The sequence below is a fragment of the uncultured Pelagimonas sp. genome (assembly GCF_947498515.1).
Classification (GTDB): domain Bacteria; phylum Pseudomonadota; class Alphaproteobacteria; order Rhodobacterales; family Rhodobacteraceae; genus Pelagimonas.
The window spans coordinates 562,954-579,379 of sequence record NZ_CANMKO010000002.1; the positions used below are offsets into that span (position 1 = coordinate 562,954).

Annotated in this window: 14 protein-coding genes; 5 read left to right on the plus strand and 9 right to left on the minus strand. The window is 55.7% G+C overall.

From position 1 onward, the window contains the following. The first annotated feature begins 20 nt into the window (after positions 1-20). The 3 genes from Q1A43_RS06185 to Q1A43_RS06195 all read left to right on the plus strand — a co-directional run bounded on the left by Q1A43_RS06185 (position 21) and on the right by Q1A43_RS06195 (position 5,417). A complete protein-coding gene (locus Q1A43_RS06185) occupies positions 21-2,192 on the plus strand; it encodes an RNA degradosome polyphosphate kinase (RefSeq protein ID WP_299933463.1) in 2,172 nt (723 codons plus the stop codon). Positions 2,193-2,467: 275 nt separating this feature from the next. Next, positions 2,468-3,766, plus strand: a complete 1,299-nt coding sequence (locus tag Q1A43_RS06190) for a flagellin (protein ID WP_299927989.1) — start codon at positions 2,468-2,470, stop codon at positions 3,764-3,766. A gap of 109 nt (positions 3,767-3,875) precedes the next feature. Beyond that, the gene (locus Q1A43_RS06195) at positions 3,876-5,417 is read left to right on the plus strand and encodes a Ppx/GppA family phosphatase (RefSeq protein WP_299933465.1); all 1,542 of its coding nucleotides are present in this window, start codon (positions 3,876-3,878) and stop codon (positions 5,415-5,417) included. Here the strand turns inward: Q1A43_RS06195 and Q1A43_RS06200 are convergent. The 4 genes from Q1A43_RS06200 to Q1A43_RS06215 form a co-directional block, all read right to left on the minus strand. Then, positions 5,414-5,776, minus strand: a complete 363-nt coding sequence (locus Q1A43_RS06200) for a hypothetical protein (protein WP_299933466.1) — start codon at positions 5,774-5,776, stop codon at positions 5,414-5,416. The two genes, Q1A43_RS06195 and Q1A43_RS06200, sit on opposite strands and share 4 nt — an antisense overlap. A gap of 47 nt (positions 5,777-5,823) precedes the next feature. Then, entirely contained in the window at positions 5,824-6,831 is a 1,008-nt protein-coding gene (locus Q1A43_RS06205; RefSeq protein WP_299933468.1) for an endonuclease/exonuclease/phosphatase family protein, read from the minus strand. Next, a complete protein-coding gene (locus tag Q1A43_RS06210; protein WP_299928000.1) occupies positions 6,831-7,511 on the minus strand; it encodes a molecular chaperone DjiA in 681 nt (226 codons plus the stop codon). The genes Q1A43_RS06205 and Q1A43_RS06210 overlap by 1 nt, the downstream gene beginning before the upstream one ends. Positions 7,512-7,661: 150 nt before the next feature. Beyond that, a complete protein-coding gene (locus Q1A43_RS06215) occupies positions 7,662-8,273 on the minus strand; it encodes a VOC family protein (protein WP_299933470.1) in 612 nt (203 codons plus the stop codon). Between the two features lie 129 nt (positions 8,274-8,402). Here Q1A43_RS06215 and nhaA point away from each other — a divergent pair, with 129 nt between their 5' ends. Continuing rightward, positions 8,403-9,584, plus strand: a complete 1,182-nt coding sequence (gene nhaA, locus Q1A43_RS06220) for a Na+/H+ antiporter NhaA (RefSeq protein WP_299933472.1) — start codon at positions 8,403-8,405, stop codon at positions 9,582-9,584. A gap of 60 nt (positions 9,585-9,644) precedes the next feature. On the opposite strand, the gene scpA is transcribed toward nhaA, so the two are convergent. Together scpA and Q1A43_RS06230 are read right to left on the minus strand one after the other, a co-directional pair. After that, positions 9,645-11,774 carry a methylmalonyl-CoA mutase gene (gene scpA / locus Q1A43_RS06225; RefSeq protein ID WP_299933474.1) on the minus strand — a complete coding sequence of 710 codons (2,130 nt, stop codon included), beginning with the start codon at positions 11,772-11,774 and terminating at the stop codon, positions 9,645-9,647. Continuing rightward, the gene (locus tag Q1A43_RS06230; RefSeq protein WP_299933476.1) at positions 11,737-12,672 is read right to left on the minus strand and encodes a hypothetical protein; all 936 of its coding nucleotides are present in this window, start codon (positions 12,670-12,672) and stop codon (positions 11,737-11,739) included. Before Q1A43_RS06230 ends, scpA begins: the two co-directional genes overlap by 38 nt. A gap of 166 nt (positions 12,673-12,838) precedes the next feature. Between Q1A43_RS06230 and Q1A43_RS06235 the strand changes: the two genes are divergently transcribed. Next, positions 12,839-13,282, plus strand: coding sequence for a DUF4174 domain-containing protein (locus Q1A43_RS06235; RefSeq protein WP_299933478.1), 444 nt, complete (start codon positions 12,839-12,841; stop codon positions 13,280-13,282). Positions 13,283-13,331: 49 nt separating this feature from the next. Here Q1A43_RS06235 and Q1A43_RS06240 read toward each other — a convergent pair whose 3' ends face one another. The 3 genes from Q1A43_RS06240 to Q1A43_RS06250 all read right to left on the minus strand — a co-directional run bounded on the left by Q1A43_RS06240 (position 13,332) and on the right by Q1A43_RS06250 (position 16,339). Then, positions 13,332-13,844, minus strand: coding sequence for a hypothetical protein (locus Q1A43_RS06240; protein ID WP_299933480.1), 513 nt, complete (start codon positions 13,842-13,844; stop codon positions 13,332-13,334). A gap of 107 nt (positions 13,845-13,951) precedes the next feature. Continuing rightward, positions 13,952-15,997: an acetyl/propionyl/methylcrotonyl-CoA carboxylase subunit alpha gene (locus tag Q1A43_RS06245; protein ID WP_299928021.1), complete on the minus strand. Its 2,046-nt coding sequence runs from the start codon at positions 15,995-15,997 to the stop codon at positions 13,952-13,954. A gap of 135 nt (positions 15,998-16,132) precedes the next feature. Then, complete coding sequence (locus Q1A43_RS06250; protein WP_299928024.1) at positions 16,133-16,339, minus strand: hypothetical protein; 207 nt, start codon at positions 16,337-16,339, stop codon at positions 16,133-16,135. Between the last annotated feature and the right edge of the window lie 87 nt (positions 16,340-16,426).

Here is a 16,426-nt window from a genome sequence, read left to right on the forward strand (position 1 = left end):
ACAAACATGCATAAGGTGCTATGACACAAGCTGACTTTCTCAAATCCCCGCTTCCCGCCGCCGCGACACTGCCCGACCTGGACATCACCGGCCCCAACCGCTTTCACAATCGCGAGCTAAGCTGGCTCGGGTTCAATTGGCGTGTTCTGGAAGAAGCCGAGAACCCGCGCGTTCCTCTGCTTGAGCGGATGCGGTTTTTGTCGATCTCGGCCACCAATCTGGACGAGTTTTACACCGTCCGCGTCGCCGGGCTTCGGGAATTGGCCCAAGCGGGCAACACCACCCCTGCCGCCGATGGCCTAAGCCCGGCCGAGCAGTTGGTGCTGATTGACCAAGACGCGCGCGACCTCATGGCCAAACAGCAACGAGTTTTTGTCAACCTGCGCAAAGAGTTGGAAAACGAAGGCATCGAGATCGTCAACCGTGACGGGTTGACCGAGGATGACACGTCGTTCTTGTCCGACGCCTTTTTGGATCTGGTTTTTCCGGTTCTGTCCCCCTTGGCAATCGACCCGGCACACCCGTTCCCGTTCATTCCCAACATGGGCTATTGCATCGCGATGCAACTAGAGCGGGTCAAAGACAAAAAAGGCCTTCAGGCGCTAGTGCCCATTCCGGCGCAAATTGACCGTTTCATGAAACTTCCGGCGTCTGACGGCAAACACCGCTTTATCCTTCTCGAAGACGTCTTGCTTTTGCACATCGACGGGTTGTTCCCCGGCTATCGCTGCCGCGACCATTTTGGTTTCCGGGTCCTGCGCGACAGCGATATCGAGGTCGAGGAAGAAGCCGAAGATTTGGTGCGCGAATTTGAGGTGGCCTTGAAACGTCGCCGTCGCGGAGAGGTTGTTCGCCTAACCATCACGGCGGGCGCGTCGGACAAATTGCGCGGCATTGTCATGCGCGAATTGCACGTGAACGATCAGGACGTCATCGAACAAGAGGGTCTGATCGGGATCACCGATACCAAAGAACTGGTGATTGACGCCCGCCCCGACTTGCTTTGGCGGAGCTTTACGCCACGTGTTCCCGAACGGGTTCAAGACCATGATGGCGACATGTTTGAGGCGATCAAACAAAAGGACATGTTGCTGCATCATCCTTATGAAACCTTCGACATGGTCGTGCGTTTCCTACGGCAAGCGGCGATGGATCCAAATGTGGTTGCGATCAAGCAGACGCTTTATCGAACCTCGTACTATTCGCCCATTGTCGAAGCTTTGTGCGAAGCCGCCGAAGACGGCAAGTCCGTCACCGCTTTGGTTGAGCTGAAAGCCCGCTTTGACGAGGCCGCCAATATCCGCCAATCGCGGCGGCTTGAGCGGGCTGGGGCGCAAGTCGTTTATGGGTTCCTCGATTGGAAAACCCACGCCAAGATTTCCAGCGTGGTGCGCCGCGAAGGTGACAAGCTTGTCACCTATACCCATTGGGGCACCGGCAACTACCATCCGATCACCGCCAAGATTTATACCGATCTGAGCTTCTTTACCTGCAACACCGCGCTTGGGCGCGATGCGGCCAAGATATTCAATTATCTCAGCGGCTATGCCCGCCCCGCGTCGTTGGACAATCTTCTGATTTCCCCGCATTCGCTCAAATCCGGCATGATTGAAATGATCGAATCCGAAGCCGCCCATGCCCGCGCTGGCCGGCCTGCGCAAATCTGGATCAAGATGAATTCGCTCATCGAACCCACCATTATTGATGCGCTTTATAAGGCGTCTCAAGATGGGGTGCGGATTGATTGCGTTGTGCGGGGCATTTGTGGATTGCGTCCGGGTATCAAAGGCTTGTCCGACAACATCCGGGTCAAATCGGTTGTTGGCCGTTTTCTTGAACATTCGCGCATTGTCTGTTTTGGCAACGGTCACGGGCTCCCGCATAAAAAGGCGCGGGTGTTTATGTCCTCGGCGGATTGGATGGGGCGCAACCTGAACCGGCGCATCGAAACCGGGGTGGAAATCGAAAATGCCACCGTCAAAGCCCAGATTGTCAGCCAGATCATGGCGGCAAACCTTGCGGATACGGCGCAGAGCTGGGTCATGGAACCCAGTGGCAAATTCACCCGACATGCGGTGCCCGAAGGCGAAAAACCGTTCAACTGTCACAAGTTCTTTATGGAATACCCCTCTCTTTCGGGGCGCGGGTCTGCGGGGGCAAAGGACGTGCCCAAATTGACCCACGGCGATTAATCAAACCACAAGACAGATAAAGAAACGCCCGGCTCTTTGGTCGGGCTTTTTCTTATCCACAGGGTTTCGCCTCATTTTGGCCATGAAATGACCCTTGGGGGGCCGCAAAGTGTTAAAGCCCGGTTAATCCCCTCATGACAGTGTGAATTTGCACTTTGGTAATAAGTGGCGCAGTCCGAATTTTCGGAGCTGCATCCGTCAGAAGACGCTGGACTAGCCGTGAAAGACGCGGCTCTGGCGTGCAAGCGCCTTGACCTGAAAATGAGGCGAGACCGATGTCGAGTATTCTGACCAACAATGGCGCAAGTGTTGCGCTGCAAACGCTCAAATCCATCAACAAAGAGATGAGCACCGTACAGGCCGAAATTTCCACCGGTAAAAAAGTGGCACGGCCCGGCGACAACGCCGCGGTGTGGGCGATTTCCAAAACCATGGAAGCCGATGTCGCGGGCTTCAAAAAGATTTCTGACAACCTGAACCTTGGCCAAGCCACCGTTGCCGTCGCCCGGCAAGGGGCCGAGACAATCACCGATCTGTTGACCGACATGAAAGGCAAGATTGTTGCCGCCCAGGAGGACAACGTTGATCGCTCGAAAATCCAGGCGGATATCGAAGCGCTAACCACCCAGATCAACGACATCACCAAGGCCGCGCAATTCAACGGTCAAAACCTGTTGATCAACCAAGACGCTACCGCCGATTCCGGTAGTATCAACATTATGGCATCTCTTGACCGTTCATCTAACGGGGTTTCGACGACCACGATGAACGTCAAGAAACAGGACCTGTCGACCAACGCGTCCACCGTGGCGGCCTCGGGCGGGACTTATGCGGCCGACGCGGCAACAGCGACATTGAACGCCACGCAGACCGCGACCATCGACGCCAGCGGCCTGACGGCCGAAGCCGGTGCCGCCTTTTCGATCTCGGTCTTTGGCACCGATGCGGACGATTCCAGCTTTACTCAGGCAGATTTCCGATCCACCGCCGCCTCAGCAGAAACACAGGCGGAAATGGCCGCCGGTGATCTCACCTATGTTGCCGCCGAAGGGGATACGATGGCGGACGTTGTGAATGCGCTTGGTAAGAAATGGCAAACCTTTGCCCATACCAACAATCACGACAGCAGTGATTTGGCCCTGACCTTCTCTGGATCGAGCATTTCGATGTCCTCTTCCTCGACTAGCGGGTCGGACACCATCAAGGTTGCGATCAACCGCTTGGACGCCGACGCTGGCAACACAATTGGTGGTGGCCTCGAAGATTTGAGTGATCTGGATGTTTCAACGGCCTCCGGTGCCGACGAAGCATTGGGCCGTATCGAAGGTATGATCCAAATTGCCGTCGAAGCCTCGGCCGCCTTTGGCTCGGACCAGGGGCGCATTGATACGCAGGCTGATTTCGTGTCCAAAATGACCGACACCCTTAAATCCGGTATTGGCGCATTAACCGACGCAAATATGGAAGAATCCTCGGCCAAGTTACAGGCCCTTCAGGTGCAACAACAGCTTGCGGTTCAGGCCCTATCGATTGCCAACCAATCGCCACAGACCCTTCTGGCGCTCTTCCGCTAACCTCTGGGTTGTTTCTGGACAATTGGTCACAGTAAACCCAGCGCTTTCAAGTGATTGACCCCCGGCCATTCCTCTGGCCATATGGCCAAAAGATCGGGGGTCAAAACCAATGCAAGACAGCCTTCCGCAGGATGATTGGGCCCAGTTCGGTCAGCCCCTTTTTGACGACCCAAAATCACGCGCCTTAAGCCGGGTTGGCGTGGTCGACATCGGATCAAACTCGGTCCGTATGGTGGTCTTTGACGGCGCGGCACGAAGCCCAGCATACTTCTTCAACGAAAAAATTCTGTGCGGCCTTGGCGCCGGGATGAACGAAACCGGGCATCTCAACCCAGAAGGCAAGGACCGCGCGCTTGTTGCTTTGCGGCGTTTTCAATGCCTTGCGGATGGTATGGACCTGCCGCCTTTGACTGTGGTTGCCACCGCCGCCATGCGCGACGCCCAAGATGGCCCAAGCTTTCGCGATCAGATCGAAGCCGAAACAGGCCTCAAGGTCTATGTGATCGACGGGAACGAAGAGGCACGGCTATCGGCGCAAGGGGTGCTTTTGGGTTGGCCCGGGTCCTATGGTTTGATCTGTGACATTGGCGGTTCGTCGATGGAGCTTGCCGAAATCAATCATGGTGAAGTCGGGCGGCGGATAAGCTCTTCGCTTGGACCACTCAAGCTGATGGATATCGAAGGCGGCCGCCCAGCGCGGGAAAAACAAATTGGCACGGTCATGAAAGAGCTCAAGGACCATATGGGCAAACAGCGTGACCGCCTGTTCCTTGTTGGGGGAAGCTGGCGGGCCTTGGCCAAGGTCGACATGGAACGACGCAATTATCCGCTTCATGTGCTGCACGAATACCGGATGGATACGGAATCGGTCGCTAAAACCATTGAATTCCTTGGCGAACATGACCCGGAAGAGCTACGGAGAAAATGTGGCATCTCTTCGACACGGATGGGCCTATTGCCCTATGCCGCCGAAGTTTTGTCAGAGCTACTTGTCCGGTTTAAACCCAAGGACATCGCGATCTCTAGCTACGGCATCCGCGAAGGGATGCTATATGAACAAATGTCCGAGGAGCTGCGCCGACGCGATCCGTTGATTGAAGCCAGCCGTTTTGCCGAGGCCAAGGACGCCCGGATACCGGGATTTGGCAAACGGCTCTATGACTTTGTGAAACCGCTGTTTCCCGACGCCGATGCACCGCGTCGTCGTCTGATCAAGGCGGCCTGTTTGATGCACGATGTCAGCTGGCGCGCCCATCCCGATTACCGAGCCGAGATTTGTTTCGACAATGCGACCCGCGCCAATTTGGGCGGGCTTAAACACTCGGAACGGGTGTTTTTGGGCATTGCCCTGCTCTATCGCTATCGCAACAAGCCCGAGGGTACCCATTTTGAACCGCTGTTTGATTTGGTCGACAAGGAAGACCAATTGCAGGCCGAAATCTTGGGAAAAGCCATGCGCCTTGGGGCGATGTTGTGGATGGAAAAACTTACCAAAGAAGAGGCACATTTGGAGTGGAAGCCCGCCAAGCGCAAGCTGTCACTCCACCTTTCGGAAAACTCAGCGCCTCTTTATGGGGAAGTCACAGAAGCGCGGTTCAACTCGCTTGCTGCGACATTGGAAGCCGAAGAGCACAGCGTCGAAACGTCTTAAAGCTCGACCTCTTCGGGCTCTTTTCTGGCGCTGTCATCCATTTCTTCGGCTGACTTGCGGCGCATGATGATGTCCCCATTGGGGAGCTTTTCAGGCGGGTGGTAAGCGCTCCAATCATCGACTTCGCCCATCAACTCCTTAAGAGCCGGTCCCATCTCGGCCGAGAACTTTTTGAGAAACGGCTCCATTTCTTGGGCCATCCCTTCAAGCTCTTCGAGCGCCGGTTCCATTTCCTCCATCAACCCCTTGAAAAACAACTGGGCGCCCTGCTCGATAAGCGAAGGGCCCTCTTCTTCTTGGGCCGCCAAAGGGGCAGCAGCAAGGCTTGCGATGAGCAATGGGGTAGCAAAACGTGTCATGGCCCCAATATATGCGTGCGACCGCGCGCATGTAAGGGGGAACTGGGTTACAAATCGATATCCAATGTGACCGGAAAATGATCCGAGGCAGTTAACAAGGCCTGACGCAACTCCGGCAGTGCCCAACACCGCGGGTCATCAAACGGATGCCAAATGCACCATTCCCCGTTTTTTGACCGAAGGTCGCGCGATATCATGATGTAATCAAGCAGGGCCTGAAGGTAGCGTTTTTTGTCCTTGAGGAAAAAGCGAGACGTGGTCGGGTGCGCGTTCAAACGGCCTCCCAAAGCTTGGCTCGCATGCGGATCGAAAAGGGCATGCGCCCCTTCGCCCAACAAAATCTCGACCGAGCTTCGACCGAACAGGTTTTCGTATTCATCCAAACCGGGGCCGTCGTTTAAATCGCCCATCACGATTGTCGCTTCGCCTTTGGACACATGTTGTTCAACACGGCGACGCAACCAAATTGCTTGGGCCAACTGCTTGCGCCGATTGGCAATTGAAATCCGCATGACTTCATCACGCGACCGCGCGCCATGTGGGGCCTTGGATTTCAGATGGGCCCCAATTAGGCGAAATGTTGCTCCGCTTTTCGCCGTCGCCACAAGCTCAAGCGGCGGTTTGGAAAACCTGACCTCATCCCGATCGGCATCGACATCCAAATCAATCTCAAACACCTGATCAAACCCCGGCGCATCCGTGTTTCCAGCGCCTTGCGGGTCATGGCGAACACTCAGAACATCAGGGTCGTATAGAAAGGCAATCTCTTGCTGGGTATCGTTTGCAAAACCTGTCACCACCTCGCGGCAGCGTAAATTGAAACTCTCGGCAAATGTCGTCAACGCCTTGGTGGTCGAACGTTTCGAGTTGGTGTCCGGGGCCTCAATAATCATGACGCCATCGGCATCGAGCGCGGTAAACACCATGCCCAACGCCTCGATTTGCTGGGCGCGGGTTACATTGTGGCGCGCCGACCATTCCCCATCATTTAACAGCTGCCCCTGATTGTCGAAAAGCGCGTCAAACCATTCAACATTATAGGTAGCAAGCCGCATCAGATCCCTTTCCCGCTGATCTCGGCCCAAGCATCATTGATGTCTTGCATCCGCCGTTCAGACAGTTTCACCGCCTCTTTCGGAACACCGCGGGCGATCATAACGTCGGGGTGGGTTTCGCGAACCAACTGGCGCCAATGCTTGCGGATGTCTTCTATCGGCATATCCGGCGTCACCCCTAAAACCGTATATGGGTCCGGTGTGGCATCTGGAACAAAACGCGCGCGCATGGTCCGAAACCGCAGTTCATCGATTTCAAAAATCGCTGCCACTTCGGTCAAAAACGTGTCTTCGGCCGGATGGTAGGTGCCGTCGGCCATGGCGATGTGAAATAGCCCTTCCATCAAATCGCATAGGGTTCCGGGTTCAGACCCGAACATGGATTTGATCCGGCTTGCATAGTCCTCGAAACCGGCAACATCCTGACGTGCAAGGTTAAAAACCTTTGCTGCCCCTTCTTCGTCTTCGACTGCGATTTGGAACACTTCACGAAAGGCGGTGACTTCGTCGCGGGTCACAAGCCCATCGGCCTTGGCCATTTTGGCAGACAGGGCAATAACAGCAATCGTAAAGGCGATTGACCGTTCCGGCGGGCTACGCAGTTTTTCAAAAACCGCCGAAAGCCCTTCGCCCGAGGCGAGGGCCGCCACTGCCTGTGATATCCGAGACCAAATCGACATGAGACTACCTTACGTCAGCACCAAGCAGCTGTCAGGCGATCCGGCGAGATTTCTTTGTAAGAAAATCAGATCGGTCCGACGCGCAATCTTGTGCCTGAGCACGCGCAGGGTTGCAAGACATCTACTTGCCGCTTGGAGCAACCCCGCCGGTCAGGTCAATTCAACCTCACCTTGCGGGGTTGCGATACGCGCCGTCAGCCCCGATTTGCCGGTCGCAAATGTCACAAGTGGCGAGCGCAAGACAGGGGCTAGAAGATCGATCATGGCATCGGCATCCGGATGCGACACGGTGAGTTGCTTTAGCTCTAGCCCTCCCGCAGGCAAGACCCGCCCCGGCATTAAATCACTATGCCATTGGATCAACGCTGGAAACAGCCCGTCAAAGGCCTGCAGCCCATCCTGTGGCACCGCCATGGACCAGCGTAAATCACCGCGTTCTAAATCAACCCGACGTCCCGCCATAGGCAGTGCGTCCAAAGCGGCATCAAGATCTTTGACACGACATATCCATTTATCCAACCGCGCAGGTCCGCGAAATTCATCCAACCAAAACCAACGCGGTTCCTTGGGGCGTTCCGCCGCCGGATCAATGGCAATCGCCTCCATGTATATTTCCGGCGCGAGCCCCAAAAGACGGTTATGCGTCCCAAAGCGGGCGTGTTTTCCGCCGGGCAAAAGCGGCAAGTTCACCGCCGCCTCAAGGTGGGCTGCGGCCTCTTCGAGTGTCTCGCCCAAGACGGCAATGTGATCGAGTTCCAGCATTCTGTGTCCTTTGTGGCCAAATCGCCCGAAATCCGGGGATAAATCCCGTAATAACCGGAGTTTCCCCTTGAAAACCTACCTTCAAACTACAGATTTTGTCAGGAAATTTCCAATAAATCTGAGGGACCGATGCTGCTACGCGCAATTGACCGCTTTTTCCGACACGAAGCTTCTGGAGGGTTGCTTTTGATGGCGGCTGCTTTGGCGGCGCTAATCGTCGCCAACTCTGGTCTAGCGGGGACATATGAGGGTGTCCTCAACAGCATCTTTTCCGTGACCCTGAACGGCAGCGGTCTGGAAAAACCCCTTATCTTGTGGATCAATGACGGGCTAATGGCTGTCTTCTTCTTTTTGATTGGGCTTGAACTCAAGCGCGAGCTTTTGGAAGGCAAGCTAAAGAACCCCGCCGATGTGGTGTTGCCCGGAATGGCAGCGGTCGGCGGCATGGTGGTTCCGGCGCTGATCTTTTTGGGTTTCAACTGGGGCAACCCGGCAACCGCGTCTGGCTGGGCTATTCCCGCCGCCACCGATATCGCCTTTGCGCTCGGGGTCTTGGCTCTGGTCGGCGACCGCGTTCCCTCATCGCTCAAAGTGTTTCTTCTAACCCTCGCTATTCTCGACGATATTGGCGCTATCTTGATCATTGCCCTGTTCTACACAGCTGAGCTCAAAATCGATTACCTGCTTATGGCTCTCGTCCCAGTCTTGGCGATGTTCTGGCTCAATAAACGTCGTGTACACCGCGTAGCACCGATCCTGTTTCTAGGCGTGATCATGTGGGTCTTGGTGTTGAAATCGGGCGTCCACGCGACTCTGGCAGGCGTCATCACCGCGTTCTTTATCCCGCTCAAGGATAAATGGGGAAAATCTCCGCTGCATTCCCTTGAACACGCGTTGACCCCCTATGTCCTCTTCCTAATCGTTCCGATTTTCGCCTTTGCCAATGCGGGTGTTGTTCTCACTGGTCTAAGTCTCGCTGATCTGGCCGCACCTTTGCCATTGGGCATCGCCCTTGGATTGGTACTTGGCAAACAGATCGGCGTATTTGGCGTAACTTGGCTGATGGTGAAACTACGTTTAGCCCAACCCCCAGCGGGGGCCAATTGGGCGCAAATCTACGGCGTGGCCTGTCTTGCTGGTATCGGCTTTACCATGTCACTGTTTATCGGATCACTCAGCTTTGCCGATCCGGAACTTATGAACCACGTGCGTCTTGGCGTCTTGCTCGGCTCTTTGGTCTCCGGCGTCTTGGGATTTGCGGCCCTGCGCCTGTCAACACCTAGCTCCGAAGACGCAGCCCAAGCTGCTTAAACAAAAAAGGCGCGCTCTTGGTATCCAGGGGCGCGCCAATTACGTTGTTTACGATGTGCGTTACTTACGGGTATCGCGGATCAAACGCAGAATATCCTGCGCCGCCTCAGGAATATTGGTCCCCGGTCCAAAGATAGCTTTGACCCCGGCGGATTTGAGGAAATCATAGTCCTGCTGTGGGATAACCCCACCACAGATCACCAAAATATCTTCGGCTCCCTGTTTCTTCAGCTCTTCGATCAACTGCGGCGCAAGGGTTTTGTGCCCGGCGGCCTGCGAGCTGATGCCGACAACATGAACGTCATTGTCGATGGCATCCTGTGCGGCTTCGTCCGGAGTTTGGAACAGCGGGCCAACATCAACGTCAAAACCGATATCGGCAAAGGCCGTCGCAATCACCTTGGCACCACGGTCATGACCGTCTTGACCCATTTTGACTACGAGCATCCGTGGGCGACGCCCCTCTTCTGCGGCAAAGGCTTCGATGTCTTTCTGGATCGCAGCAAACCCTTCGTCGCCTTCATAGGCGGCACCATATACACCGGCCAAGGTTTTCACTTCGGCGCGATGGCGGCCAAACTCGTCTTCCATAGCCATGCTGATTTCTCCAACAGACGCACGGGCCCGTGCCGCCTCAACGGCGGCCTCAAGCAAGTTTCCACCTTCTTTGGACCGGCGGGTCAGTTCGGCCAAGGCCGCGCTGCATACCGCTTCATCGCGATCAGCCCGCATTTTTTCGAGACGGGCGATTTGGCTTTCGCGAACCGCTACGTTATCGACATCGAGAATGTCGAGTTGGTCTTCCTTCTCAAGCTTGTACTTGTTCACGCCGACAATGACTTCGTCGCCACGGTCGATCATCGCCTGACGTTTCGCCGCCGATTCCTCGATCCGCAGTTTTGGCATACCAGACGCCACCGCCTTGGTCATACCACCCATTTCCTCGACTTCTTGCATCAGGGCCCAGGCGTCATTGATCAACTGATCCGTTAGGCTTTCGACATAGTATGACCCTGCCAGCGGATCGACCACATTTGTCACACCGGTTTCTTCCTGAAGGATGATCTGCGTGTTGCGGGCGATACGTGCGCTGAACTCGGTCGGCAGAGCAATCGCTTCGTCCAAAGCATTGGTATGCAAGGATTGTGTGCCGCCCAAAACTGCGCTCATCGCCTCATAGGCTGTGCGGATCACGTTGTTGTAAGGGTCTTGTTCCTGCAAAGACACGCCAGAGGTCTGGCAGTGAGTGCGCAGCATTTTGGAGCGTTCCGATTTTGCGTCAAACTCGGTCATGACCCGGTGCCACAAGGTCCGCGCAGCGCGCAGTTTCGCCGCTTCCATGAAGAAGTTCATGCCAATCGCAAAAAAGAACGACAACCGGCCGGCAAACTTATCGACATCCATACCCGCATTGATCGCGGCGCGAACATATTCGCGGCCATCGGCCAAGGTATAAGCAAGTTCTTGAACCAGGTTCGCGCCCGCTTCTTGCATGTGGTAACCCGAAATCGAGATCGAGTTGAATTTCGGCATCTCATTCGAGGTGTACTCGATAATGTCCGAGATGATTTTCATCGAGGGTTCTGGTGGGTAAATATAGGTGTTGCGAACCATGAACTCTTTCAGAATGTCGTTCTGAATGGTGCCCGCCAAAAGCGATTTGTCATGCCCCTGCTCTTCACCGGCGACAATGAAATTCGCCAAGATCGGGATGACCGCGCCGTTCATCGTCATCGAGACCGACACCTTGTCCAACGGAATGCCGTCAAACAGGATTTTCATGTCCTCGACACTGTCGATGGCCACGCCTGCCTTGCCGACATCCCCAACAACACGCGGATGGTCAGAATCGTAACCACGGTGTGTCGCGAGATCGAAGGCCACCGAGACCCCTTGCTGACCAGCAGCTAGGTTTTTGCGGTAAAAGGCGTTGGATTCTTCGGCGGTGGAAAAGCCAGCATATTGGCGGATCGTCCAGGGGCGGCCCGCATACATGGTGGCCTTAACGCCACGGGTGAAAGGGCCAACACCGGGTGTGCCGCCCATATGGTCAAGGTTTGCAGTGTCATCCGCCGTATAAAGCGGTTTGACGTCAATCCCTTCCAATGTATTCCATGTCAGATCGTCCAGCGGACGTCCGCGGAGTTCTTTTTCAGCGAGTTTCTTCCAATCGTCGGGCAGATCGGTCATAGGCTTGTCCTCTCTCAGTCAGCACCGCCGCCAGCTTGTTCGCTGATCTTGCGGGCATGGGATCTTCTCTCAGTTTTGCCAATCCTTCTGCCCCGGCGCGCAGCCAGTACAGATCATCGGCATAGGCCTCGCGCAAAGCAGAGGCCTGAAAAGCGTTAAAGGGTTGCCAGCGCCCGGTGTCATCGGGCAGCAGGTCAGGGAAATCACCGCGATCCATCAAGGCATCACGCAGCGTTCTTAGGTTCGGGCTGCGGTTGGCCCAAAATTCACCCATCCCGGCGGAGGGTATATTGGCACGGCCAATGGCCACACCTAGCAAATCATCCGGATGAGGCGCGAAACGTTCAAAAGGTGTCACCACGATTTCGGCGTCTGGGCAAGCACAGGCTAGATCGGTGATAACATGGCGCCAACTGCGATCCGAGCTTGCGATGTTATCCAACGCCATTTCATCCAGAACCGCTTCTCCGCGCGGAATGAGATAGGACATCACCGAGGCCCACCAACGATCAGGCGACCGGATTTGCAGAACAACACGTTTAATTGGATCAAAAGCCACATTGATCCGCGCCATGCGTTCGCCAATGTCGGGGTACATCACCCGCTTGCGCAAATTGCGCCGTGCAGTCCCGATGATGTTTTCATCCGAAACAACAAGAACCTTGGCCCCCTGCCCTTTGGCCCCGGCAAGATTTAGTTGCACACGGCCGGCCGAGCGACGCGCCTGCGCAGAGTTAACCGGACGATCGGCGACCCCATGCAAAAGGCCCTTGCGGGTGCGCCACGGGCCCCAAAACCCAACACCCTGCGCCGACAATTCGCTCCGGTTCGCCCGGAGGTAGTTTTGAAAACTGGTCGAGCCGGTGCGATGCGCACCGATATGCAGGATGACGTCCATGAGGCAGCGGCCCTTTTCGGAACCCGCGACACGGGTGACGCGGGAAATTGCAGATGCCTTGGACCCTGCTGCCTTGCTTATGACAATGTCGTTAATGCTAAAATTTTCGCGGTCATCGGGCAATGTGCCCTGTGCAGCGCGCCATCCAGCGCCTATATCTATGGGTATGAACGCATTTTCACGTCTCGCCATCGCGGCGCTGTTGCCCGTAGCCCTTGGTTCTATGGCGTTTTCCGCCACAGAGGCCGAGGAACCGTTTACCCTGATCCAGGACGCATTGGAAACGACCTTAGAGGACTGGATCTGGCAAAAACGCATTGTCGTCGTTTTTGCAGACAATCCTAACGACCCTCGTTTCACCGAACAGATGCGGTTGATTGAGGATCGCCCAGAAGTCTTGTTAGAACGCGATGTGGTGGTGATCACCGACACCGACCCCAAAGCCCGCAGTGCGGTGCGCCAGGAATTGCGCGCCCGTGGGTTTATGTTGGTGGTGTTGGCCAAAGATGGCAGCGTGGTCATCCGCAAACCGGCCCCATGGGACATGCGCGAGATTTCTCGCTCAATCGACAAGCTCCCGCTACGCCAACAAGAGATCCGCGAGCGATAAGCAAACCGACCGGGAGCAACAAAACGGCTTTGCGATGATGAGAGCGCCGTTACACGTTGCCACGAAGGAAAAACGCGAGGTTTCCAGGCGGATAGATCATCAGAAGCGCGTCGCCAGCCGGATCGTAAATTGTACGCGTGTCCGGCGACATCAGCACGGCATAATACCCCGCTGCAACCTCGTCTTCCATACATTCCTTGGCTGGGCCGACGCCCGTCGACAACATGCCAAGCCCTTTGCCCAAATCCTTGGACATCAATTGTTGGGAAATCTCGTTTGGGCTGAGATCGGGTATATCGAACAAGACCGGTCGCCCGTTGCGCACCCGCGTCAAAGCCGTTTCGATGGATTTCGCCCGTTCGACTTTGCTGCTGATCTCGGGGCGAACCAGATCGAACACCGCAGCGGTGCAGCTCATTTTGGAAACGAAAACACGGGTTTGCGCTAGAAACACCCAATCCGTTAGCTGTGCGCGCAACTCGGCTTCTTTGTCGAGCGTGCAGGCCGACAGAAGCGCCAAAAGCACCGCCATCCGCCCAAAGATATTTAATCGGGCCACCATAAGCCGCGTCCAATCGCCAAACATCCGTTCCGACAGGTTTAGCCGAGAAGGGTTGACGCTTGGTTTCCGCAGATACGGAAAGATATGTGGTGGCCCGGATCACAGGGTTACTCGAATTCCATGATCACATCATCCACGGCTAGGCTATCGCCCGCTGCGGCGTTGATCTTGGAGACCACACCCTTTTTCTCGGCGCGCAGGATGTTTTCCATTTTCATCGCTTCAACCGTACAAAGCGCCTGCCCTTCCTGAACTTCGTCGCCCTCGGACACGTTCACTTTGACGATCAGACCCGGCATCGGGCAGAGCAGCATTTTCGAGGTATCCGGTGGCAGTTTTTCAGGCATCAGTTTCGCCAGTTCGGCCTGACGTGGGCTGCGAACATGGACCTTGAGGTCGGCACCACGGGTGCGCATGCGGAACCCATGGGTAATTTTGTCAACCTTGAGCACCAATGGCGCGCCATTCACAGTCATCCGTGCAAGGCTATCGCCCGGCGTCCAATCGCCTTCAACGCGCAGCTCTTCGCCATCTGAGAATTGAACAGTCGATCCGTTCTGGTCCGCATTGACGATGACATCAAAGCTCTCGCCCTGAACCGCAACATTCCAATTCGCACCAACGACACGCTCGTGGTTGTCGAGACGACCCGAGACACGCGCCCGACGAATCTCCGCCACACGGTTCATGGCAGCAGCGGCGGCCGCAACCCGGCGTAGCTCCGCCTCGGCCAAGGTGACGCCTTGGAAGCCATCGGGGTACTGCTCTTCGATAAAGGCGGTGGTCATGTCGCCTTTGATGAAGATCGGGTGATCCATCACCGCCGACAGGAACGGCAAGTTGTGACCGATGCCTTCAACTTCAAAGCTATCTAGCGCCACACGCATTTCCTCGATTGCGGCCTCACGGGTTGGTGCCCATGTGCAGAGTTTCGCAATCATTGGGTCGTAATACATGCTGATTTCGCCGCCTTCATAGACGCCGGTATCATTGCGCACCGCGTTGTCACCACTTGGCGCATCGCCCTGCCACTTGTCGTTTTCCAACAACAAACCAGCGGCGATTTCAGCCGGTGGACGATAGCGTGTCAGACGGCCGATCGAGGGCAAGAAACCACGATATGGATCTTCGGCATAGAGACGGTTTTCGATTGCCCAACCGTTCAGCTGCACGTCGTCCTGTGTGATGCTCAGCGGCTCGCCATTGGCGACACGGATCATTTGTTCCACCAGATCAACACCGGTGATCAACTCGGTTACAGGGTGTTCCACCTGCAAGCGGGTGTTCATTTCTAGGAAGTAGAAGTTGCGATCGCCATCAACGATGAATTCCACCGTGCCGGCGCTGGTGTAACCAACGGCCTTGGCCAAAGCGACGGATTGTTCGCCCATGGCTTTGCGGGTTGCTTCGTCAAGGAAGGGTGATGGCGCTTCTTCAACAACTTTTTGCTGACGGCGCTGAATCGAGCATTCACGCTCGTTCAAGTAAATGCCATTGCCATGCGCATCACAAAGAACCTGAATTTCGATGTGGCGCGGCTGCGTGACGAACTTTTCGATGAAAATCCGGTCATCGCCAAAGCTGTTGGCCGCTTCGTTCTTGGACGATTGGAACCCTTCACGGGCCTCTTCGTCATTCCACGCAATCCGCATACCTTTACCACCACCACCAGCGGAGGCTTTGAGCATGACAGGATAGCCAACTTGATTCGAAATCTTGACCGCCTCATCGGCGTCTTCGATCAAACCCATATAGCCGGGAACGGTGCTCACCTTGGCGTCTTGGGCGATCTTTTTCGAGGTGATCTTGTCACCCATGCTTTCAATCGCGAACTTTGGGGGGCCGACAAAGGCCACGCCTTCGGCCTCAAGGGCTTCGGCGAATTTGGAGTTTTCCGACAAGAAACCGTAACCCGGGTGCACAGCCTGTGCGCCGGTCTGGCGGATCGCATCCATGATCTTGTCGATCACGATATAAGACTGGTTGGCCTGTGGCGGGCCGATATGAACGGCTTCGTCCGCCATTTGCACATGCAGCGCCTGTTTGTCGGCATCTGAATAGACGGCAACAGTCTTGATACCCATTTTGCGCGCGGTCTTGATGACGCGGCAGGCGATCTCACCACGGTTGGCGATCAGGATCTTGTCGAACATATCTGTCCCTTTCCTTATGTCTCGGGCCTGGCTGCGCAAAGCGCGCCAGAACATACAAAAAGACCGCCCTCGTACCCTAGGGAACCCCAGGGACGAGACCGGTCAAATCCAACGCGAACCGTGTGCTGAAAGTGATCAGCAGCGGTCCGGATATTTCTTGCAATAAGCGATGTTGCCCGCAGCACCGATGGCGGCACCGACAAGCGGGTCTTGATCAAGGACAGCCGCGGCCACGCCGCCTGCCCCTGCACCGGCAAGCGCTTGCTCGCCTGTTGTGTCACCACATGCGGCCAACGCGCTAAGCGCGATTCCCGCTGCTGCAATCCATCTGTATCTTTGCATGTTTTGCTCTCCTCAATGATCCTTATGGCGGATACCGCCATGGACCACGAAAACGACCGATCTGTCCATGAGCGTGGTTTACATGAG